This window comes from Hafnia sp. (genome assembly GCF_036648275.1).
GTDB classification, from domain to species: Bacteria; Pseudomonadota; Gammaproteobacteria; order Enterobacterales; family Enterobacteriaceae; genus Hafnia; species Hafnia alvei.
In genome coordinates, this window is record NZ_JAVXIQ010000022.1 from 26,497 (window position 1) to 46,988 (window position 20,492).

Consider the following 20,492-nt stretch of genomic DNA (forward strand, 5'->3'; position numbering starts at 1 on the left):
AACACCACGGACTAACGGTGGCAAATCCGTTTTCCGCAGTCTAATAACTTTTATATAAAGACAGTATTTCACGAAGCGCGGCTACGTGTTTCTGAAAGCAATGTCTACTAAGGAGTCCCAACGTGATTAGCGTTTTCGACATGTTTAAGATCGGTATCGGCCCTTCCAGTTCACATACCGTGGGCCCGATGAAAGCCGGCAAACAGTTTGTCGACGATCTGATTGATAAAGGGTTGCTACCTTCTGTCACGCGCATTTCCGTCGATGTTTATGGTTCTCTCTCCCTCACCGGTAAAGGCCATCACACTGATATTGCTATCATCATGGGACTCGCAGGCAACATGCCTGATACCGTGGATATCGATGCAATTCCGGGTTTTATTCGCGACGTAGAGCAACGTCAGCGCCTGCTGTTGGCTCATGGCCAGCATGAGGTTGATTTCCCACGCGAAGGCGGGATTAACTTCCGTAGCGATAACCTATCGCTGCATGAAAACGGCATGCAAATCCATGCATTTGCAGGCGAAAAATTGCTGTATAGCAAAACTTATTATTCTATCGGCGGCGGCTTCATCGTTGACGAAGAGCACTTTGGTAAAGATAGCGCGGGCGGCGTGACGGTGCCTTACCCGTTCCACTCCGCGCAAGAGTTGCTGGATCATTGCAAAGAGACTGGGTTGTCTATCAGCGGTCTCGTTATGCAAAACGAACTCGCTCTGCATACCAAAGATGAAGTTTATGCTTATTTTGGCGACGTTTGGGCAACCATGCAGGCCTGTATCGACCGTGGTTTAAATACTGAAGGTCTTCTGCCTGGTCCACTGCGTGTACCGCGCCGTGCATCAGCATTACGCCGTATGCTCGTCACCACCGACAAATATGATAAAGATCCGATGACGGTGATCGACTGGGTGAACATGTTTGCCTTAGCGGTTAACGAAGAAAACGCCGCCGGTGGCCGTGTTGTTACTGCGCCAACCAACGGTGCATGTGGCATTGTCCCTGCCGTACTGGCCTACTATGACCACTTTATCGAACCCGTTACACCAGACGTTTTCGTGCGCTACTTCTTGGCGTCCGGCGCGGTGGGTGCTCTGTACAAAATGAATGCGTCAATCTCCGGTGCTGAAGTAGGTTGTCAGGGTGAAGTCGGTGTAGCCTGTTCGATGGCCGCAGCGGGTCTGACAGAATTGATGGGCGGCAGCCCTGAGCAAGTGTGTATCGCGGCAGAAATTGGCATGGAGCACAACTTGGGCTTAACCTGCGACCCGGTTGCGGGTCAGGTACAAGTGCCTTGCATTGAACGTAACGCCATTGCTTCGGTGAAAGCCATCAACTCTTCACGTATGGCGCTGCAACGTACCTCAGAACCGCGTGTTTCGTTGGATAAAGTCATCGAAACCATGTACGAAACCGGTAAAGATATGAACGCGAAATATCGTGAAACTTCGCGTGGCGGCTTGGCGATTAAAGTTCAGTGTGATTAAGCCGTAGCTAAACTCGCGCAATGGCTAATGCCATTTAGATTGCGTCGATAAGCCTAAAGCCCTAAGCGTGCTATCAGTCAAACTGATAACGGCTTGGGGCTTTTTCATTCCTACAAAAACTTACTAAGCAAACTCTCGCCAAAATGCCTCCGGCGTCAAACCACCAAGTTTTTTCTGTGGCCAGCGGTGATTATACTGTTCGCATATCTGCTGTAGATAATCATCAAGGCCAATATCCCCGACGGCAGGAATGAGCTCACTTAAGAAGCACTCCAGTCGTAGCGTAATATCAGCGGTGTCGCTTGCTCTTAGCGTCAATGGTAACCCATGTTCAGCGCTCCATTGCTGTAATGGATGATCGGGCGACAATTCATTACCAAATAGCTTCTTATTTTCAGTCTCAACAGATTGTATATCAGCCGGCGTGATCTTCATCATCGCTTCTAGCCAATGCACCACCAACGTTGGAGATGCCCCCGCGTAAGCACGTGCGGCTATCCAGCCGCTCACTTCCTCTTGCGCCCACAGAATATGATGTTCACCGCCGTCTTCAGGCAGCAAACTCACACGCTGATAGAATAAACGCAGCTTCCCTACGTTCATTCCGGCCTTTACCGCTTTTTTGCCGCGCAGCTCTCGCGCCTCTAGCACGTTCATATGTGCCAATTCTGCACGCCGCATATAGCGGTCTAAACCCGCACGAGAAACACTTTGCTGCATCCCTGAATTAACCAACGTAACCAGCTCATCGAGTGGGATCATCAGCTTTTGTCTCAGCCAGTTGATCAGCATGCTTTGTTCTGGTCTCAATACCTTGTGCACATTTTTAGGTGCCGTATGTTGATCGGCAACGCTTTGCCGCTGACGCCAGCGACGCACCGTCGCAACCGAAATGCCAAGCTCTTGTGCGAGCACCCGATCGCTCTTGTCAGACTGCTGGATATACCGTCGAACTCTGGGGGTTGTTGTCGCGTTAGCGTGTAGCTTTATTTCCATTTCAGACCTCCTCGAACGATCGAATCAATGATATCCAATCATGTGAGACTTGTTTGTTGTAACCGTCACATTGTGAACTAACGCAACTTTATCATCACCTCATTCACACATAATCGCCGCATTAAGATCCCGTTACTTCATCATTAAAAGCAATTTACGGAGTTCTCTATGAGCAACGTTTTAGGATTTCTTGAAGCGAAACTGATGCCACTGGCGGCCAAGGCTGCACAGCAGCGGCATCTGTGTGCAATACGTGGCGCTTACGTTTCATTCATGCCATTTATCATTGTCGGCTCCGTTTTACTGATCATTTCGTCATTTCCAAGCCAAAGCTATCAACAGTTTATGACCGGCATGTTTGGCGCAACATGGAGCAACATCGTTGAAATCCCGTTTAACGCTGTCTTCTCAACCATGTCGCTGTTCATCAGTTTTCTGGTCGCCTATCGACTAGCGGAACACTATGAAGAAGACCGCGTATCCTGCGGCATTTTGGCTCTGGTTTCTTTTCTGATCCTGACGCCTTTCATTAAGGTAGAGGCGCTCGGCAATATTACCGTGGTTCCCACCGAGTGGATCGGCAGTAAGGGGCTGTTTGTTGCCATGATCGGTTCACTGCTATGGACCGAGCTGTTCTGCTTCTTAAAGCGCAAAAAACTGGTTATCAAAATGCCGGAAGGCGTACCACCGGCGGTACAGGAATCCTTTGCTGCATTAATACCGGCGCTGGTCGTGATCGTACTGGTGTTAGCCATTCGCATCGTTTTCGAGCATACGCATTACGAAACCATTCATCAGTTCATCTACCAAGTGGTTGCTACACCGGTGCGCCATTTTGGCACCTCCTATGTTGGCGCGCTGCTAACGGTGCTTTCGATCACCATACTATGGTCGGTTGGGATTAACTCCGGTTCAATGGTGAACGGCATTATTCGCCCACTATGGATGGAAAACCAAACCGACAACATTGCGGCCATTCAGGCTGGTGTCACACCGCCGCACATTATTACCGAGCAGTTTTTCGATATGGTCTGGATGGGTGGCGCGGGGGCGACGCTCTCGCTGGTCATCGCCATGCTCTTCTTTGCCCGCAGCAAAAGTATGCGTGAGGTTGCTCGATTAGGCGCTGGTGCCTCGGTATTTAACATCAATGAGCCGATCCTGTTTGGCCTGCCTATCATCATGAATCCGATCATGCTGATCCCGTTTAACTTGGTTCCCTTGGTTCTGGTGACCGTTCAATACATCGCCATGAAAATCGGCATGGTTGCCGTTACCACCGGCGTGTTTATTCCTTGGACTCTACCGCCGGTCATCAGCGGGTTTATCGTCACCGGTCATATCAGCGGTAGCCTGATGCAAATCGTCAACCTGCTGATTGGCGCCATGCTGTATCTGCCCTTCCTACGCATTCTGGATAAACAATATTGCGTTGCTGAAAAACAATAGATTATGTCTGTTATACAAAGAATTAGGAGCTTTACATGTGGGGAATGATCGCAACATGGCGCATGGCGCTAGAAGGCATCACACACGCCAGCACCCTGCTGGAGAAGGGGGAACGATCAGCCAAAGCCGTGGTCAATGCCGTTGCCGACGTTGAGGATTTTCCATTTTATAAATCCGTAGGCTATGGTGGTTTGCCCAGCGAAAACGGTGAAGTTGAATTAGACGCCGCTTTCATGGATGGCGATACCTTAGCGTTCGGCGCCGTGGGTAATTTGGTTGATATCGCCAACCCCATTCGCGTGGCCCATGCGCTGAGTCGAGAGCGATTCAATAGTTTGCTGGTTGGCGTTGGTGCGCGTGAATGGGCGCTTAGTCAGGGATTTGCCGAAAAAACCATGCTCACCGAGCGCGCCATGCAACACTATCGCAAGCGCTGTCGCGAAACTATCGATCAGGGACTTAGCCCCTACGATGGCCATGACACCGTCGGCATGATTGGTCTGGATACCCGTGGTTCGATGAGTGTGGCAACGTCCACCAGCGGTTTATTCATGAAACGCCGCGGCAGATTAGGCGATTCCCCTATTATTGGTTCCGGATTCTACTGTGATAGCCAAATTGGTGCGGCAACCGCCACCGGCGTTGGCGAAGATTTGATGAAAGGCTGTACCAGCTACGAGATCGTGCGACGCATGGAAGGCGGAATGACACCACAGGACGCCGCTGACTCGGTGATATTTGAGCTCGAAGACAAACTCATGGCGCGCTTTGGTCGCGTGGGGGATTTGTCAGTCGTCTGCATGAACAAACTGGGTGAGTTTGGTGTCTCCACCAATATCAAAACATTTTCATTTGTTGTCGCCACACGCGATCTTCCCCCTACCGTTTACCTCGCCGAGCGTCAATCCGACCGCACCCACTATATCCCTGCCGATGATGCATGGATGAATGACTATGCGGCGCGGATCCGCGCACCTATCGGAGAACCTCAATATGATTAAGTCTCAGATAATAAACGCGGCCTCACATGGCGCGTTATCTAATCAGGATAGTCACCTGATTTCATTTGCTGACAGCGCGCTGTTAACACAAGCCGAAATCAATGCTTCGCTATTATCGGCTCTGCAAAAAGACGCGGTAAACTCCGTTGCCGATTGTGCCTACGGTTGTGCCCCCTTTGGTCGAGTGACGTTATTACCCGAAGATCATTGGTTAGATTCGACGACCTATAAGCTCCATGCCGCGCTACGCCCTCTGTTACGTAAAACGGCATGCAGCGAACTTATTATTGATTGCAGCCTGTGGGATACCAATAAAAGTGCACACCGTGCCATGCTCTCTTCACTGTTGATCTTCTTGTTTAATCTGGATTATCAACTGAGCGATTTAGGGCTCAAAACGCGCACTGAGCCTACGGTTCGGATTAAACACATCTCCCTTTGCTGTCAGCCACAAGATCACGCTGCGGTAGAGAAAATACGCCGTCAGGCTGAAGCATCCGCCATAGGCATGATCGCCGCTCGACGTATCGCAGACGTTCCCAGCGATACATGCACGCCTGAATTTGTGGTAACGGAAATAGAGAAAATCATCGCGCCGCATCGAACGCTACGCTGTGAAATTTTGGAAGAAGCACAGATTGAACGCCAAGGTTTGGGTCTGTTACATGCGGTGGGCAAAGGTGCCGCCAACCCTCCGCGGCTGATGATTCTACGCTATGAAGGCCGCGCTGACGGGCCATTCAGCGCCTATGTAGGTAAGGGAATTACCTTCGATACCGGTGGGCTGTGGCTCAAAGGCGGCGAAGGCATGTACACCATGAAATATGACATGTGCGGTGCCGCCAACGTCTTAGGATTACTGCTGGCAGCCGCCGAAATGAAGCTGCCAGTACGCCTGATTGGCGTCTTGGCACTAGCTGAAAATATGATAGGGCCAGAAGCTATGCGCCCAGGTGACGTTGTCACAAGTTATGCGGGGCTTAGTGTTGAAATTAACAACACCGACGCAGAGGGACGACTGGTTTTAGCCGATGCCATTGCTTATGCCAGCAAACTCACATTAGACGATCAGCAGCCGCAGTACATCATCGATATGGCGACGCTAACCGGTGCCGTCGTCAAAGCTCTGGGCTACGACCTCAGCGGGTTATGGAGCCAAGATCCTGAACTCAGTCACAGCCTCATTCAAGCAGGACTACACGCACACGATGAGGTGTGGCCACTACCGCTCGACCCGCGCTTTGCGCCACAGGTTGAAAGCGCTATTGCCGATGTTTGCAATACCCCGACTAACAACGCCGCCATCAGCACGTCGGCGGCTTATTTCCTGAGCCGTTTCTGCCCAGCAGATATCCCTTGGGCGCACCTCGATATTAGTGGAACCGCGCTGTGGCGCGAAGGTGGCCGAAGCGTCGCCTCTGGACGCCCTATCCCTCTTTTAATGCAGCATTTGATAGAAGATTTGGAGAAATAACATGAAAAAAATTCTGTTGGTTTGTGATCTTGGTATGTCGACCAGTTTGATGGTTAAGAAAATGCTGGAGTCAGCTAAAGTACGCGGCATCGACGCTGAAATTTGTGCAAAATCAGTCCGTGATTACAAGACCTGTGCTGCTGATTTTGACGTCGCCTTATTAGGCCCACAGATCCGCTATAAGCTGCCTGAATGCGAAAAAATCGCTCAGGAGCACGGCAAGAAAATCGCCTGTATCGATATGATGGCCTACGGCACCATGAAAGGCGATAAGGTACTCGATCAGGCCTTAGCATTGATTGAAGAGGCTTAAGCATGGATCTCGAAAATGAAGTGATGGAGCTCATTGCAAACTCAGGTTATGCACGTAGCTTAGTTTTTCAGGCCATTCGCTGCGCTCGTGAAGAAAAAGATTTTGCTCAGGCCGAAATCTACATGCAGCAGGCACAAGAGGCATTATCTTCAGCCCATCACGTGCAAACCAAACTGATCGAAATGGATGAGGGAACAGGAAAAATCCCTGTGCATTTGGTGATGGTTCACGCGCAAGATCATCTAATGAATGCCATTATGTTGATGGAATTAGGCCGTGAAATTATCGCCCTGCACCAACAATTCGCGCACTAAATGAACATCCCCCTTACTAAAAGTAAGGGGGGTTTAAGCCTGTGTCTGAAAAATTTATTAATATTACTGACGTATTTCATAAAAAAACACGCCACTCTCGATTCGGAATTTTCTCTAAGTCTGTATAGAAAACAGTAAGTTCTGCGTAGATAAATCCTAATTTAGCCGTTTTTTAATCACGTAACGGTTTTATTATCTTTACAATATCGACCTCTCATTGATATTTACGCTACTATCCATCCACATTTTCTTTTCAATAGCTACACTTACGCAAAGAGTGAACAATTCATTGACTGTATGTTGGCTAGGATTTTCCTGTCAAAGGATGCTTGATGCGCTTCTCGAAGGTGGCAGTTAAAAAGTATCGCTTGTACCGTTTACTGCTCGCCGCTGGAGCAGGATTGTTTGCTTTTGCTATTTCCATGGGTGGACGCTACAGCCAAGAGCTAGATACCGTACACACCGCGCAGCATAAGGCCGCCCTCTCTGCCGTACAACAAATCGACCGCCTGCTTAACTCAGCCAATGAAATTTCAACCACCCACAACGAACTGGTCAACAGCAGTTGTCCTCAGGCTCAGCCACGTTTGCTAAACATGTCAGTTCAGTTACAGACCGTACGGGCTATTTTGTTGGTTAAAAATGACGTTATTTTTTGCTCTAGCCTGTTCGGCCACCGCGACTATCAGCTCGAAGTGATGTTCCCCACCTTTGCTAAGCCCGGTCATAACCTGATGCTTAAAGCCGCATTGTTGGTTAAACGTGGAAGCCCTACGTTGCTTTTTTGGGTGCCAACTCGCACTGATCCTCACAGCGGCATGATTCACGTGTTTCATATCGCCATGTTGTCGAGCTTCATTCTTGAGCCGCAAAAGCCCTATGTGAATTACATGGCACTCAACGTTGAAGGACAGACGTTGATTTATGGGCAAGAGATGATTCGCCAAACGCGAGATATCACGGATAAACCCAGCGTCGCGCTGAATTCTGGTCAATATGCTTATTCCGTTGGGGTTTTCTCCGATCCTGATTGGCAGCTCGCGCTACGCTCGCTTCCTCAGCACATTCCACTTTCGCTGTTGGTCTTTTTACTCGCCGGTATTATTGTCTTTATGGTTTCGGCTAACCGGATGAATTTGGCCTATCACATTTCTTCGGCGATCCAGCGTAAGCAATTCCAACTTTATTGCCAGCCGATTATCCAAAGCCAGAGTGGCGAATGTGACGGAGTGGAGATCCTGCTGCGTTGGTATGATGAGCGCCAAGGTTGGATCTCACCGGATATCTTTATTCCTCTGGCCGAGCAGCATGGGTTAGTACAATCGCTCACACGACACCTTCTGTATACGCTGGAACAAAACAAGCACCTGTTTCCACAATCGCCTGATTTTTATATCAGTATTAATATTGCCGCCGAACATTTTGCTCAAGGCCAGCTTGCGCGCGATCTGCATAAACTGTGGTATCAATTTAATCCCGCAACAAAGCTTATGCTAGAACTCACAGAACGCTCGGAATTGCAGCCAGCGGATTATACCCAGCTAGCCCAGCTGCGCGCGATGGGGGCATCTCTCGCGCTGGATGATTTTGGCACGGGGCATAGTTCATTGAGTTACCTGCAAAACCTGCACCCCGACGTGTTGAAAATTGATAAGACGTTCTGCGCAACCATTGGTACAGACGCCATCAATGCCAAAGTGCTCGGCAGCATTGTTGCGTTGGGCAAAGAGCTCAAATTGAAGCTCATCGTTGAAGGGGTTGAGACTCGCCAGCAGGCTGATTATCTGCGCCAATTAGGCGTTTGTGCGATGCAGGGATTTTACTTTGCACGTCCGATGCCGATTGCAGAGTTTCCACAGTGGTTGGCTCAGCAATATGCCAAACCGAAGCAGGATGATTGATTACGTTATTAAACTTCCCTCCCGTTTGGGAGGGAAGTATTAACGGTAACTAGGAACGATTGTTATTAACGGCTGTTATTCCTCTTCGTGCTCATCAGGCATTTTAATGCGCTCAATGTGAATCAGCTCAATGCGGTAGTCTTTAACTTCCATAACTTGGAAGCGGAGACCGTGCAGCTCTAATTTCTCGCCGGCCTGCGGCATCTGATCGAAATGAGCCAACAGCAAACCGGCCACCGAAGCACAATCTGAGGAAGACTCGCTGACTAAGCCATCCCAGCCCAGCATCTGCTCCAAGGTATGAAGATCGGTACCGCCTTTTACTAACCAGCCATTTTCCTGTTTGATGACATCAAGCGTTTCATCTTCATCTGGGAATTCACCCGCAATCGCTTCTAATACGTCCAGCGGCGTCACTAAACCTTGAACCATACCGAATTCGTCGCTCACGATGACTAAACGCCCTTTTGCCTGACGCAATACATCTAGCACGTTAATTACGTCCAAACTTTCCAGCACCACTATCGGCGCGCTTTTCGCGGCATATTCAGCCACGGAGATCCCTTCGTCCAACGCCACCAGCAGATCTTTGGCGCGGACAATACCAATCAACTGGTCTAATTCACCATCACAAACAGGGAACAGGCTATGAGGCGTTTCCAGGAGCTGGCTGCGAATTTCCTGCGGCGTGCGCTGGCAATCTATCCAAGTTATTTCATTACGCGGCGTCATGATAGTACGCAAAGATCGTGAAGCCAGCGTCAGCACGCCGCTAATCATGTAGCGCTCTTCGGCGGCAAAAGTCTCTTCTTCTTTGGTGGCGACCACGTCTTCGCTACGGTGCCCATTTTGCTTATCTTTCTTACCGCCCATCATGCTAATGATGGCCTCGGCAGTACGCTGGCGCATTGGGAGACGACGCTCGTGTTTGATGTGGTTACGACGCGCAATTTGGTTAAACATTTCGATAAGAATTGAGAAACCGATCGCCGCATACAGATAACCTTTCGGAATATGCAAGCCGAAACCTTCTGCCAACAAACTCAAACCAATCATCAGTAGGAAGCTTAAACATAGCACCACGACGGTAGGATGTTCGTTCACAAAGTTGGTAAGTGGCTTAGAAGCCAGCAGCATAATCGCCATTGCAATCACAACCGCACACATCATCACCGGCAAGCTATCGACCATGCCCACGGCCGTAATCACCGCATCAAGCGAGAACACCGCGTCAAGAATGACGATCTGCACCACCACCGACCAGAAACTGGCATATCCACGGTTGTTCACCTCATGGGTCTGCCCTTCCAGCCGTTCATGTAACTCCATGGTGGCTTTAAACAGGAGGAACAGCCCCCCGACCAGCAAGATTAAATCTCGCCCTGAAAAGCTAAAATCACCTACGCTAAATAACGGACGGGTTAGCGTTACCATCCAAGAGATGACGGACAACAGCCCCAATCGCATCAGCAGCGCCAAAGAAAGGCCAATAATACGCGCCTTATCTCGCTGCTTCGGCGGTAGCTTGTCTGCCAAAATCGCAATGAATACCAGATTATCTATGCCCAGAACAATTTCGAGAACCACCAGCGTGAGTAAACCCACCCAAATTGACGGATCGAGTAAAAATTCCATGTTTTATTCCGCGTTAATGTGAAAAGAGAATTGTTGAACGGCAACAGGATCTTGCTGTACACGACGTTTCAGCCCGTTTGTAAACTGGCTAAAACCAAGATTTGATTCCCAAAGACCTGCAATAAAACGCAAAACATGAGGAAAACATGCATTCAGCAAAGACAAGCCACGGAACAAAACATCACCGGGCATAAAGAATAGTGTAGAGAATAGCGAAGAAATTAAAGGGCGTCGGGGACGGTCCATACGGTGGGTTAAACCCAATACTCCTGACAGTTATAAGAAACTTTATGCTAACAAGAAATAAAGCTATCCAAAAGAGCATCAGCGCACACATTTTGTCATTTTTTGTCAATACTCTGTTACTCATATTGCGCACAAATCCAGCATCTAAATATTTCTTATAATTTACATGTGCTAATAGCAGATGGTCGTCACATAAATTATTTTTTTACTGACTAAAATAAATCTCGCTAAAGAAGATTTGGGATTTTTCGCCTGAATCGATTCATGAAGCTAACTGATTGATACTTAAGATACTTAGCATTCATCAGTGAGATCCAAGAATTATTTGGCGAGCAGTTACTCCACAAGGACGTATCTACAAACGGTTTTTTGACTTAATTCCATGCTGAGAAAGTGAGTTATTTCACACCGTAAAAGCATGCTAGCAAGTAGAGAGGAGGTAGCGAGTGAGTATTGCTATTATCATCGGCACTCACGGGGCAGCGGCTGAGCAATTGCTCAAAACCGCAGAAATGCTGCTAGGCGAACAAAGCAACGTCGCCTACATCGATTTCGTTCCCGGTGAAAATGCTGAAACGTTAATTGAAAAGTACAACGAGAGATTGACCCATCTGGATACCAGCAAGGGCGTGATCTTCTTGGTTGATACTTGGGGCGGAAGTCCTTTCAACGCGGCAAGCCGTATTGTCACGGACAAAGAGCACTATGAAGTCATTACCGGCGTCAACGTTCCGATGCTGGTAGAAACGTTCATGGCTCGCGACGATGACCCTAGCTTTGACGAGTTGGTTGCATTAGCGCTGGAAACAGGCCGTGAAGGCGTCCGAGCTCTGCGTGCAAAAGAACCTGAAGCTGCCAAACCACAGCCAAAACCGGCTGCGCCAAAAGCACCTCAGGCTCCAATGAGCCCAGAAGACCATATGAAGATCGGTTTAGCACGTATTGATGACCGTTTGATTCATGGTCAGGTTGCTACTCGCTGGACAAAAGAAACTAACGTGAGCCGCATCATCGTTGTCAGTGATGAAGTTGCAGCTGACCACGTTCGCTCCACCCTGCTAAAACAGGTTGCTCCTCCAGGCGTTACCGCTCACGTGGTTGACGTCGAAAAAATGATCCGTGTTTACAACAACCCAGCTTACGGCCGCGACCGTGTCATGCTGCTTTTCACTAACCCAACCGACGTGGTTCGTTTAGTTGAAAACGGTGTGAACATCACGACTGTAAACATCGGTGGTATGGCGTTCCGTCAGGGCAAAACCCAGATCACCAACGCAGTATCCGTAGACGAGAAAGACATCGAAGCATTCAAAAAACTGGATGCACGCGGCATTGAATTGGAAGTCCGTAAGGTCTCCAGCGATAGTCGTCTGAAGATGATGGAATTAATCAATAAAATGAACTAACGCTGAATCGCGCACTTGCCGGTTCGTGTTTTTAAACTCAGCTCTTTGGTTAGAGGAGAAGTGCAATGGAGATTACAACTCTTCAGATTGTACTGATATTTATTGTTGCGTGTATTGCAGGGATGGGCTCCATCCTTGATGAATTCCAGTTTCACCGTCCACTGGTAGCTTGTACCCTGATCGGTATCGTTCTGGGTGACATGAAAACCGGTATTATTATCGGTGGTACTCTGGAAATGATCGCTTTGGGTTGGATGAACATCGGTGCGGCTGTTGCACCCGATGCGGCACTGGCCTCCATCATCTCCACCATTCTGGTTATCGCCGGTGGACAAAGCGTTGGTGCAGGTATCGCACTGGCCATTCCATTGGCAGCAGCAGGTCAGGTTCTGACCATCATCGTTCGTACTATCACCGTGGGCTTCCAGCACGCGGCTGACGGCGCGGCCGAGCGTGGCGACCTGCGTGCGATTAGCGTTCTGCACTGCTCTGCGTTAATTCTGCAAGCAATGCGTATCGCGATCCCTGCGGTTGTTGTTGCAATCTCTGTAGGTACTGATGCTGTTCACACCATGCTGAATGCAATCCCTGAAGTCGTGACCTCTGGTCTGGCTATCGCGGGTGGCATGATCGTCGTTGTTGGTTATGCGATGGTTATCAACATGATGCGTGCTGGCTACCTGATGCCTTTCTTCTATTTAGGTTTCGTTACCGCTGCGTTCACTAACTTCAACCTGGTTGCGTTGGGTGTTCTGGGTCTGATGATGGCTATTCTGTATATCCAGCTCAGTCCTAAATACAACAAATCTCAGGTTGTACAAGTTGCTGCCGGCAATAACGACCTTGATAACGAATTAGACTAGGAAAGGGTGAGAGAAATGGTTGATACAACATCATCAGTTGCAACTCCAAAAACTGAAACGAAACTCACCGCAGGCGATCTGCGCGGCGTATTCCTGCGCTCTAACCTGTTTCAAGGTTCTTGGAACTTTGAACGTATGCAAGCATTGGGTTTCTGTTTCTCCATGGTGCCGGTTATCCGTCGCCTGTACCCAGAGAATACAGATGAACGCAAGCAAGCAATCAAGCGTCATTTAGAATTCTTCAACACACATCCATACGTTGCGGCCCCTATCTTGGGTGTTACAGCGGCAATGGAAGAACAGCGTGCAAACGGCGCTCCGATCGACGATGGTGCCATTAACGGTATCAAAGTCGGTCTGATGGGGCCGTTAGCCGGCGTGGGTGACCCAATATTCTGGGGTACCGTACGTCCTGTATTTGCAGCGTTAGGTGCAGGTATTGCGATGACCGGTAGCCTGTTGGGCCCTATCCTGTTCTTCGTTCTGTTTAACCTGGTTCGCCTGCTGGTTCGTTACTACGGCGTAGCTTACGGTTATAAGAAAGGTGTTGATATCGTTAGCGATATGGGCGGTGGCTTCCTGCAGAAACTGACGGAGGGGGCATCGATCCTAGGTCTGTTTGTTATGGGGGCCTTGGTTAACAAGTGGACGCATGTCAACATTCCACTTGTGGTATCCCGCATCACTGACCAAACCGGTCACACCACGGTAACCACGGTTCAGACCATTCTGGACCAGTTGATGCCAGGCCTGATCCCACTGCTGCTGACCTTCGGCTGTATGTGGCTACTGCGTAAGAAAGTCAACGCACTGTGGATCATTATTGGCTTCTTCTTCATCGGTATCTTCGGCTACTGGATCGGTCTGCTCGGTCTGTAATCGTATGAATAGCCGGATAGGGTTCGCCCTATCCGGCTTTTTTATTTTGTATTTGGAGTATTCATGTCGTTAACTGATATCGCACTGCTGGCTTTTATCCTGCTGTTTATTCTTTACGCCGTCTATGATGAAATCATCATGCCAAGGCGCAAGGGAAAGACACGATTGCAGGTTAATTTAAAACGTCGTAATAAAGCCGACAGTGGAATATTTGTTGGATTGTTAGCCATTCTCGCTTACCAAAATATAACTAATAATGGTTCTCATTTCACCACTTGGTTACTCTTTACTCTGGCAATTATCGCTATCTATGTTTTTTATATTCGCTGGCCAAAAATATTATTTAAAGAAACTGGTTTTTATTACGGTAATGTTTTTATTTTATACAGCCGAATCAAAAATATGAATATGTCTGAAGACGGTTATCTGGTGATTGACTTAGAGAAGCGTAGGTTACTGATTCAAGTCGCTAAAATGGACGATCTGGACTTAATATTGAAGTTTTTCGTTGAGCAGAAATAACGAATAAATCCCGCCATTAATGAGATTCAGTACATTAACTCTGCTATTTGTACTGGATCTCACAAATACGTAAAACGTTATTATTCCTCCGCCACAGTCCACTTAATAATAATTATCATTAGCATTGATTTCCCCTGCAAAATATGCCGTTGTTATTCTCTAAAGAAATAGAGTATGATCGCTCCCGTCAATTTGGGGAGTAGCCGGCGTTCTTGCTGATTAATATTCAGTTTTTGAGCGCGCTCGTGTCAACATACTCGTTCCTAGCATGGAACGTGGTGCGAGCAGCCCGCTTGCTGATTATCAGCATTTAAGCGCGGACAGGCGAGACCATAGACACGTAGCTCCGTCGTATGGTTGGGGGTGGGCTTCGTGTATATGGAACACCCGGCCGAGTATTTTTCATGAATTTATCCGCTACAGTTATCCTCGCTTTCGGCATGTCCATGGACGCTTTCGCTGCGTCAATTGGCAAAGGTGCCGCTCTGCACAAACCTCGTTTCCGTGAAGCATTCCGTACTGGTCTTATTTTTGGTGCCGTAGAAGCGATTACCCCGCTCATTGGTTGGGGAATTGGTTTGCTGGCCAGCAAGTTCATTATGGAATGGGATCACTGGGTCGCTTTTGCCCTGCTCTTCGTGCTCGGCAGCCGTATGGTTTATGAAGGCTGGAAAGGCAATCATGATGAAAATGCAGAACCGGTGCGTCGTCATGGTTTTTGGCTACTCGTCACCACGGCGATTGCAACCAGCTTAGATGCGATGGCTATCGGCGTCGGATTAGCCTTCCTACAGGTCAATATTCTCCATACCGCGATGGCGATTGGTTTAGCCACCATGATTATGGCGACCTTGGGCATGATGATTGGTCGGTTTATTGGCCCGCTGTTGGGCAAGCGCGCAGAGATTTTAGGCGGCCTAGTACTTATCGGTATAGGCTTCTCAATTTTACATGAGCATATCGGCCCGTTCTTCTAATACAGCGACAATGACAATATAAAAAAGCCCGCATCATGCGGGCTTTTTTATATCAATCAGATGCTTAATCACGGCGATATACACGAATAGCAAAATCGGTTTCACACTCAAATTCTGTGCTGCTTCTCAATGCTTCAGCCACATCAGGCGTTGCCCGCCAAGCAAATGGTGTCATTTGCAGCAAATTAGCGGCCTGTTCTCCTGGCAACGTCATAGTATACGCCAGCTGTTGATCATCGATGAGCGTAAATCCTTCAAACGTCTCTGTATTTTCTGCATGCAGCTGCACAGTGTCATAAACTTCTGCTTTAAGCTGATAAAGATGGCGCGGAGCCGGTGACACTGTAACAAGAATGCCTTCAGGAGCAACAACTCGGGCCAGTTCCTCGGCCTTGCAAGGTGCATAGATTCGAATCACGGCATCCATCGAAGCATCGGCGTATGGCAAGCGATGGCTTGAAGCAACACAGAATGACACCGTCGGGTAGCGTTTAGCCGCGTACCGAATAGCCACCTTGGCAATATCCAGTCCGAAAACCGTAATATCCCGCTCACTAAACTGTTTTGCCACTTCAGAGGTGTAATATCCCTCTCCGCAGCCAATATCGAGAATACAGCGGGTTTGAGGCGCCATGTGCACCTTAATCGCATGACAAACGGCGTCACGCAGCGGCTGATAGTAGTTTTGATCCAAAAATGCACGCCGTGCCTGCATCATTTCAGTACTGTCTCCCGGCTGCTTGGAGTGTTTGTGCTGAACAGGCATCAGATTTACGTATCCCTCTTTTGCACAATCAAACTGATGATTATTGGCGCAACGCCACTGATGATCGTTTTTTTCCAGCGGTTGCTGGCAAAGAGGACACTGATAAGGCATTGGATTTTCCGCATACAGACGTTAAAGCGCAACAGTCTAAATAACGCCAGTCAGCGATGCAACCGGCTAAACATGTCCAAGTCACAGCAAAATGCGTTATCCCCTTTTCTATCACACCAATAATCCCTAAGCTGGAGTCCTCAAGTTCGAAAAATGTCTAATAGGACAGCGTATGACAATCTTAGGTTGGCGCAACATCCCTAATATTCGTTATGGGTTCGGTCAAAAAACAGCCTTAATGCCCGTTGTTTTAAGCCCTTATAGGGAAACGATGCCTGAGAAAAAACAGGTGCATGGTGTCCGTGTGGTAGATGTAACTACACCTAATCAGGAGTGCGGAGAATGTGATGCGCTTTATACAAGCCAGCCAAACATCCTGCTGACCATTCTCACCGCTGACTGCCTACCCGTGATTTTCAGCCGCCAAGACGGCAAAGCCATTGCAGTGGCTCATGCAGGCTGGCGTGGGCTCATAGACGGCGTTTTAGAGCAGGTTGCGAAACGTATTTCACAAGATGATGATATTTCACAGTGGATGGCCGCTATTGGCCCTAGCGCAGGGGCATGCTGCTATGAAGTGGATGAGCCGTTGGTCGAGCGGTTTCATCAAGCGCTGACTTATGAGTCAGCATTGATTTCACCCCGCTTCCGACATTTGGATCTCGTGGCTATTGCACAGGCCAAACTTCGTGATCTTGGATTCGCTCATGTCGAAAATCTATCCGAATGCACAATTTGCACCCAAGAACTTCAGCCTGAAGCAATTAACTATTTCCGCTATACCAGTTTTCGACGCAATGCTCATCGGCGCGAACGAGAGCCTGAGCATCCTGGAATCAAAGGCCGTAATCAGTATTCCGGCTTAATCATCCTACCCTAACTCTCTCACCTCAAATTTCAGGCATAAAAAAACCCGCATAAAGCGGGTTTTTAACAGCTGACGCTGTCTTAGATTGCAGTTACGTTAACTGCAGATGGGCCTTTCTGGCCATCTTGGATTTCAAACTCAACGTGCTGACCTTCAGCCAGAGTTTTGAAACCGTTACCCTGGATTGCAGAGAAGTGTACGAACACGTCTTTGCTGCCGTCAGCCGGGGTGATGAAACCGAAACCTTTAGCTTCGTTGAACCACTTTACTTGACCTTTGATCTTAGCCATCTTGAGTATTTCCTTTGGATTGTTTAAACCGCCCTAGGGCGTTAGATAGACAAACTAGAGTCGTTACTGCTTGAGGCACTAAGATAAGAATCGGCAGAGAAGTGGTAGTCAACGCTATGGTTTTTACTCAGAACTTCTTTACTGAAAATGCCACACATATACAGAACTGTACCTCGTTTTACCCAGATGCGTTATCACACACTACGTATTCAATGGCAAGCCATTTTTATCCAGTGAACGACACGTCGCACAGAAATAAAACGGTCGGCGGAAAACTAAGCTAATTTGTGCCAAAAACTGTTGCCACTCGCAGAATTATCTGCTGCATGAAACTGCTTATTTAAGCACCGATTTATGCCGTTCTCCATCTCCTCCGTCGCTACCTTTTTACGCTATTCTGAACGGAGAGTCACCTATTCCGACGATGAAATTAACTAATAATGAGTACGAAAATTGAATGTGTGATGCATAATACGATTCTACGGGGATTTATTGCAGTAACAGCAGGGAGTTTGCTAAAAAATTGTTACATTTCTATCGCATTTTATGACGCGATGGTGCCTCGGTATAGATTGAAACCAGAGACGCGCCGCTTCCCTTCCTTCTCTAGTCCACTAAAAGAACAAACTTTCAGGCTAACATCATGTAGTATCACTGCTTTCTGAGCACAAAAATCCATAATGCCATTAGGCTACCAATGCGAATTTGATAAGTTTTTTGTGTCCACTATTGGCCCATTTCCGATTCAGGAAAATCTGTATTTTTCCTGTTGTTTATACTTCATTCAACTTTGCCCACAATCCTATGATATAATTTATTTCTAACTATAAAATACTTGCTTCGATATAATTCTTCGATCGCGCCTCTCTGCTAAAAGACTTCCCAAACTAATAACAAGATATTACCGAGAATAATAATGAAACTAGTGAAAACAGGTCGCCTGTATATTGGTTGTCTATCGCTATTGGCGCCTGCCGTTGTTTTTGCGCAAACACCAATAACAACCAACGAATCACCTGAGTCACACGCAAAAACGCAGCAAGAAAGCAGTTTTTGGGGCTCGTTTACCGATCAAGTCAAGCAAACTTGGGATGCCGACAATTACGAATTATATGTACCGCTAAACACTTGGCACAACCGCGCCATGTATGACAAAGAAAAAACTGACAGGTACAACGAACGCCCTTGGGGCGCGGGTTTTGGCGTCTATCGTTACGATGAAAACGACAACTGGCATTCATTGTATGCCATGGCGTTTAAAGACTCTCACAATAAAATTGAGCCTATTATCGGCTATGGTTTTGAATGGATGTGGATACCTGGAGACCGCGATGGCTGGCGCTTTGGCGCAGGATATACGGCTAGCGTCACGGCTCGCGATGATTATTCGTACATCCCTATTCCACTTGTATTGCCTTTAGTTTCGATTGAATACAATCGTTTATCTATTCAAACAACGTATATTCCAGGGACCTATAATAACGGAAATGTCTTATTTACATGGATGCGTTGGAAATTTTAATTAATAACCTTAGACAGATTAAGCTTATAAAAAAAGGAGCCATGCGGCTCCTTTTTCGTTAGAAAATATTCTTATTTAATCGGCAGTTTTATATCTTTAAACATTGCCTCAATTTCTTCATTTGAACGCAATGCAACCGCAGTATCAACAACGTCTCGTGTCAAATGTGGTGCAAAACGTTGGATGAAATCATACATGTAGCTACGCAGGAACGTACTGCGGCGGAAACCGATTTTTGTTGTGCTAAAGGTAAAGATATCGCTGGTATCCACCGTGACCAAATCGGGGTCCTGAACAGGATCGACCGCCATATTCGCGATAACCCCTACTCCTAACCCCAAACGCACGTAGGTTTTGATCACATCAGCGTCGGTTGCAGTAAACACAATCTTAGGTGTCAGGCCCGCGCGATTAAAGGCCGTATCCAACTCTGAGCGTCCCGTAAAACCGAAGGTATAGGTAACAATGGGATATTCCGCCAGCTCTTCAATAGTGATTGAGGTTTTCCCCGCCAATGGGTGATCGGGCTTCACAACCACGGCTCGATTCCAGTGGTAACAAGGCAACATGATCAAATCATCATAAAGATGCAGGGCTTCGGTCGCGATAGCAAAATCTGCGTTCCCTTTAGAGACGGCTTCCGCAATCTGAGTTGGAGAGCCTTGATGCATATGCAGAGACACACGTGGATAACGCTCGATAAAACCTTTAATTACCGGAGGCAAAGCATAACGCGCCTGTGTATGCGTCGTAGCCACATACAGCGATCCTTTGTCTGGATAGGTATGTTCTCCTGCAACAGCTTTAATGGCATCAACCTTGGATAAAACTTCACGTGCAATGCGGATAATTTCCTGCCCTGCTGGCGTTACCTGCGTCAGATGTTTTCCACTGCGGGAAAAGATCTGGATACCTAATTCATCCTCGAGCATTCGCACTTGCTTACTAATACCCGGCTGAGAGGTGTACAGGCCTTCTGCGGTCGATGACACATTTAAATTGTGGTTCACTACTTCCACAATGTAACGAAGCTGCTGCAATTTCATAGCTAATACCATCCTAGGTTGAAACTTAACGCGATGGCAGTCTGGATAGGAGCACCCCTTGGCAATAGGCTTACACTCAAGCCTTGGGCTTTCTGTGCCGATTTAAACCCGTTTTGCCCTACATTGACCGCAATGTTAATAACTCAACAATCATTTAAATTGCTTTTATATAACCACTATATCATTTTGAGCCGATCTGTATAGCTCTGGTAACAAGATCATAACGAATTATTTATGGAATTAATCAAAGTCTCGATAGCATTCGCATTTAGGCTTTAAGATAAAAATTACGGTAATTGCCTTGATACAAATATGAATAGTTATGCAATTTTACATACAGTTTTTCATACCACTGATTTTGCTTTTTGCATAAAAAAACCGGTCAGTAATTCTGACCGGTTTTAACCACTTTTTAGCGTAAAAGCG

The 20,492-nt window shown here is 47.7% G+C and carries 20 protein-coding genes and 1 riboswitch; of the genes, 14 read left to right on the plus strand and 6 right to left on the minus strand.

The annotated features are described in order from the left end of the window. The first annotated feature begins 122 nt into the window (after positions 1–122). Complete coding sequence (gene sdaA, locus RSC70_RS16445) at positions 123–1,487, plus strand: L-serine ammonia-lyase (RefSeq protein WP_332543015.1); 1,365 nt, start codon at positions 123–125, stop codon at positions 1,485–1,487. A 123-nt stretch (positions 1,488–1,610) separates the two neighbouring features. Here sdaA and RSC70_RS16450 read toward each other — a convergent pair whose 3' ends face one another. Further along, positions 1,611–2,483 carry a hypothetical protein gene (locus RSC70_RS16450; protein ID WP_332543016.1) on the minus strand — a complete coding sequence of 291 codons (873 nt, stop codon included), beginning with the start codon at positions 2,481–2,483 and terminating at the stop codon, positions 1,611–1,613. 168 nt (positions 2,484–2,651) lie between these two features. Here RSC70_RS16450 and celB point away from each other — a divergent pair, with 168 nt between their 5' ends. From celB to RSC70_RS16480, 6 genes are all read left to right on the plus strand, one after another. Continuing rightward, positions 2,652–3,932: a PTS cellobiose transporter subunit IIC gene (celB, locus tag RSC70_RS16455; protein ID WP_040044860.1), complete on the plus strand. Its 1,281-nt coding sequence runs from the start codon at positions 2,652–2,654 to the stop codon at positions 3,930–3,932. A 35-nt stretch (positions 3,933–3,967) separates the two neighbouring features. After that, positions 3,968–4,933, plus strand: a complete 966-nt coding sequence (locus RSC70_RS16460; RefSeq protein WP_332543017.1) for a N(4)-(beta-N-acetylglucosaminyl)-L-asparaginase — start codon at positions 3,968–3,970, stop codon at positions 4,931–4,933. Further along, a complete protein-coding gene (locus RSC70_RS16465; RefSeq protein WP_332543018.1) occupies positions 4,926–6,407 on the plus strand; it encodes a leucyl aminopeptidase family protein in 1,482 nt (493 codons plus the stop codon). The genes RSC70_RS16460 and RSC70_RS16465 overlap by 8 nt, the downstream gene beginning before the upstream one ends. Before the next feature lies 1 nt (position 6,408). Next, entirely contained in the window at positions 6,409–6,720 is a 312-nt protein-coding gene (locus tag RSC70_RS16470; RefSeq protein WP_332543019.1) for a PTS sugar transporter subunit IIB, read from the plus strand. 2 nt (positions 6,721–6,722) lie between these two features. Continuing rightward, complete coding sequence (locus RSC70_RS16475; protein WP_025796815.1) at positions 6,723–7,034, plus strand: PTS lactose/cellobiose transporter subunit IIA; 312 nt, start codon at positions 6,723–6,725, stop codon at positions 7,032–7,034. 332 nt (positions 7,035–7,366) lie between these two features. Continuing rightward, entirely contained in the window at positions 7,367–8,935 is a 1,569-nt protein-coding gene (locus tag RSC70_RS16480; protein ID WP_332543020.1) for an EAL domain-containing protein, read from the plus strand. 75 nt (positions 8,936–9,010) lie between these two features. Here the strand turns inward: RSC70_RS16480 and RSC70_RS16485 are convergent, their stop codons facing one another. Then, a complete protein-coding gene (locus RSC70_RS16485) occupies positions 9,011–10,570 on the minus strand; it encodes a TerC family protein (protein ID WP_063587039.1) in 1,560 nt (519 codons plus the stop codon). Between the two features lie 692 nt (positions 10,571–11,262). Here RSC70_RS16485 and manX point away from each other — a divergent pair. The 5 genes from manX (at position 11,263) to mntP (ending at position 15,463) form a co-directional block, all read left to right on the plus strand. After that, positions 11,263–12,222, plus strand: coding sequence for a PTS mannose transporter subunit IIAB (gene manX, locus RSC70_RS16490; RefSeq protein ID WP_025796819.1), 960 nt, complete (start codon positions 11,263–11,265; stop codon positions 12,220–12,222). 65 nt (positions 12,223–12,287) lie between these two features. After that, the gene (locus RSC70_RS16495; protein ID WP_008813635.1) at positions 12,288–13,085 is read left to right on the plus strand and encodes a PTS mannose/fructose/sorbose transporter subunit IIC; all 798 of its coding nucleotides are present in this window, start codon (positions 12,288–12,290) and stop codon (positions 13,083–13,085) included. Positions 13,086–13,100: 15 nt separating this feature from the next. After that, entirely contained in the window at positions 13,101–13,964 is an 864-nt protein-coding gene (locus tag RSC70_RS16500; RefSeq protein WP_025796822.1) for a PTS mannose transporter subunit IID, read from the plus strand. Positions 13,965–14,027: 63 nt separating this feature from the next. Then, positions 14,028–14,486: a DUF986 family protein gene (locus tag RSC70_RS16505; RefSeq protein WP_332543021.1), complete on the plus strand. Its 459-nt coding sequence runs from the start codon at positions 14,028–14,030 to the stop codon at positions 14,484–14,486. Positions 14,487–14,666: 180 nt separating this feature from the next. After that, positions 14,667–14,883: riboswitch (yybP-ykoY riboswitch) on the plus strand. A 7-nt stretch (positions 14,884–14,890) separates the two neighbouring features. After that, positions 14,891–15,463 carry a manganese efflux pump MntP gene (gene mntP / locus RSC70_RS16510; RefSeq protein ID WP_282807120.1) on the plus strand — a complete coding sequence of 191 codons (573 nt, stop codon included), beginning with the start codon at positions 14,891–14,893 and terminating at the stop codon, positions 15,461–15,463. A 64-nt stretch (positions 15,464–15,527) separates the two neighbouring features. On the opposite strand, the gene rlmA is transcribed toward mntP, so the two are convergent. After that, on the minus strand, positions 15,528–16,340 hold the full coding sequence (gene rlmA, locus RSC70_RS16515; RefSeq protein WP_304184410.1) for a 23S rRNA (guanine(745)-N(1))-methyltransferase: 813 nt from the start codon (positions 16,338–16,340) through the stop codon (positions 15,528–15,530). A 172-nt stretch (positions 16,341–16,512) separates the two neighbouring features. On the opposite strand from rlmA, the gene pgeF reads away from it, so the two are divergent. Next, positions 16,513–17,220, plus strand: coding sequence for a peptidoglycan editing factor PgeF (gene pgeF, locus RSC70_RS16520; protein ID WP_332543022.1), 708 nt, complete (start codon positions 16,513–16,515; stop codon positions 17,218–17,220). Between the two features lie 68 nt (positions 17,221–17,288). Here the strand turns inward: pgeF and cspE are convergent, their stop codons facing one another. Next, on the minus strand, positions 17,289–17,498 hold the full coding sequence (cspE, locus tag RSC70_RS16525; RefSeq protein WP_004094893.1) for a transcription antiterminator/RNA stability regulator CspE: 210 nt from the start codon (positions 17,496–17,498) through the stop codon (positions 17,289–17,291). 41 nt (positions 17,499–17,539) lie between these two features. Then, positions 17,540–17,656 (minus strand): DUF2627 domain-containing protein, encoded by a 117-nt coding sequence (locus RSC70_RS16530; protein WP_071842629.1) that lies wholly within the window; start codon positions 17,654–17,656, stop codon positions 17,540–17,542. Positions 17,657–18,414: 758 nt separating this feature from the next. Between RSC70_RS16530 and pagP the strand changes: the two genes are divergently transcribed. Further along, positions 18,415–19,020 (plus strand): lipid IV(A) palmitoyltransferase PagP, encoded by a 606-nt coding sequence (gene pagP, locus RSC70_RS16535; protein ID WP_103009767.1) that lies wholly within the window; start codon positions 18,415–18,417, stop codon positions 19,018–19,020. A 71-nt stretch (positions 19,021–19,091) separates the two neighbouring features. Here pagP and cysB read toward each other — a convergent pair whose 3' ends face one another. Then, positions 19,092–20,066, minus strand: coding sequence for an HTH-type transcriptional regulator CysB (cysB, locus tag RSC70_RS16540; RefSeq protein ID WP_025796834.1), 975 nt, complete (start codon positions 20,064–20,066; stop codon positions 19,092–19,094). Between the last annotated feature and the right edge of the window lie 426 nt (positions 20,067–20,492).

What these genes read in the sequence shown, in the direction of transcription:
- RSC70_RS16530 (WP_071842629.1), bottom strand. Translation starts at nt 17,656, where the DNA reads ATGTGTGGCATTTTCAGTAAAGAAGTTCTGAGTAAAAACCATAGCGTT.
- celB (WP_040044860.1), top strand. Translation starts at nt 2,652, where the DNA reads ATGAGCAACGTTTTAGGATTTCTTGAAGCGAAACTGATGCCACTGGCG.
- RSC70_RS16485 (WP_063587039.1), bottom strand. Translation starts at nt 10,570, where the DNA reads ATGGAATTTTTACTCGATCCGTCAATTTGGGTGGGTTTACTCACGCTG.
- rlmA (WP_304184410.1), bottom strand. Translation starts at nt 16,340, where the DNA reads ATGCCTTATCAGTGTCCTCTTTGCCAGCAACCGCTGGAAAAAAACGAT.
- pgeF (WP_332543022.1), top strand. Translation starts at nt 16,513, where the DNA reads ATGACAATCTTAGGTTGGCGCAACATCCCTAATATTCGTTATGGGTTC.
- RSC70_RS16465 (WP_332543018.1), top strand. Translation starts at nt 4,926, where the DNA reads ATGATTAAGTCTCAGATAATAAACGCGGCCTCACATGGCGCGTTATCT.
- mntP (WP_282807120.1), top strand. Translation starts at nt 14,891, where the DNA reads ATGAATTTATCCGCTACAGTTATCCTCGCTTTCGGCATGTCCATGGAC.
- cspE (WP_004094893.1), bottom strand. Translation starts at nt 17,498, where the DNA reads ATGGCTAAGATCAAAGGTCAAGTAAAGTGGTTCAACGAAGCTAAAGGT.
- pagP (WP_103009767.1), top strand. Translation starts at nt 18,415, where the DNA reads ATGAAACTAGTGAAAACAGGTCGCCTGTATATTGGTTGTCTATCGCTA.
- RSC70_RS16460 (WP_332543017.1), top strand. Translation starts at nt 3,968, where the DNA reads ATGTGGGGAATGATCGCAACATGGCGCATGGCGCTAGAAGGCATCACA.
- RSC70_RS16495 (WP_008813635.1), top strand. Translation starts at nt 12,288, where the DNA reads ATGGAGATTACAACTCTTCAGATTGTACTGATATTTATTGTTGCGTGT.
- RSC70_RS16505 (WP_332543021.1), top strand. Translation starts at nt 14,028, where the DNA reads ATGTCGTTAACTGATATCGCACTGCTGGCTTTTATCCTGCTGTTTATT.
- RSC70_RS16480 (WP_332543020.1), top strand. Translation starts at nt 7,367, where the DNA reads ATGCGCTTCTCGAAGGTGGCAGTTAAAAAGTATCGCTTGTACCGTTTA.
- RSC70_RS16500 (WP_025796822.1), top strand. Translation starts at nt 13,101, where the DNA reads ATGGTTGATACAACATCATCAGTTGCAACTCCAAAAACTGAAACGAAA.
- RSC70_RS16475 (WP_025796815.1), top strand. Translation starts at nt 6,723, where the DNA reads ATGGATCTCGAAAATGAAGTGATGGAGCTCATTGCAAACTCAGGTTAT.
- cysB (WP_025796834.1), bottom strand. Translation starts at nt 20,066, where the DNA reads ATGAAATTGCAGCAGCTTCGTTACATTGTGGAAGTAGTGAACCACAAT.
- RSC70_RS16450 (WP_332543016.1), bottom strand. Translation starts at nt 2,483, where the DNA reads ATGGAAATAAAGCTACACGCTAACGCGACAACAACCCCCAGAGTTCGA.
- RSC70_RS16470 (WP_332543019.1), top strand. Translation starts at nt 6,409, where the DNA reads ATGAAAAAAATTCTGTTGGTTTGTGATCTTGGTATGTCGACCAGTTTG.